This is a genomic window from Vibrio sp. 2130-1, from assembly GCF_033339515.1.
The window spans coordinates 1-629 of the sequence record NZ_JAWOUT010000412.1 but is presented as its reverse complement, the minus strand read 5'-3'; the positions used below and the strand labels follow the sequence as shown (position 1 = coordinate 629).

Genomic DNA, 629 nt, shown 5'->3' with positions numbered 1-629 from the left:
GAACGGGAAAGGCCATATCATCGAGGGCAAGGCTGGAGGCATGTTCACTCTGTACGAACTCCAGAAAGAGCTCTCGAAGATGGGTCACGGGTACAACCTGAACGAAATCAAGGAAGCAATCCAGGTTTGTCGTGGCGCAACACTCGAATGTATCAGTGATGACGGTGAAGCCTTCATCAGCTCCAGCTTCTTCCCGATGGTGGGACTTACCACCAGAGGTGAGTTTCGCAAGAAAGGCGGGAACGCCAGGTGCTATGTGCAGTTCAACCCGCTGGTAAACGAATCGATCATGAATCTGTCGTTTCGTCAGTACAACTACAAAATCGGAATGCAAATCCGCTCCCCTCTTGCACGGTACATCTACAAGCGAATGAGCCACTACTGGACTCAAGCATCACCAGATTCGCCGTACACGCCATCGCTTATCAGCTTCCTGACCCAGAGCCCTCGTGAATTGAGCCCACGGATGCCGGAGAACGTCAGAGCCATGAAGCTCGCTCTGGAGGCCCTCATCAAACAAGAGGTCATAAGCGACTACGACGCGAACCAGATCAAGGATGGCCGCAGAGTCATCGACGTGCGGTACGTCATAAGGCCTCATGAGAACTTCGTGAAGCAGGTGATGGCGT

1 pseudogene is annotated in these 629 nt (G+C 52.9%); it reads left to right on the top strand.

Going from position 1 to position 629, the window contains the following annotated elements:
- A pseudogene (locus R7Q09_RS26540) lies at positions 1 to 629 on the top strand (RepB family plasmid replication initiator protein); the annotation flags it as partial.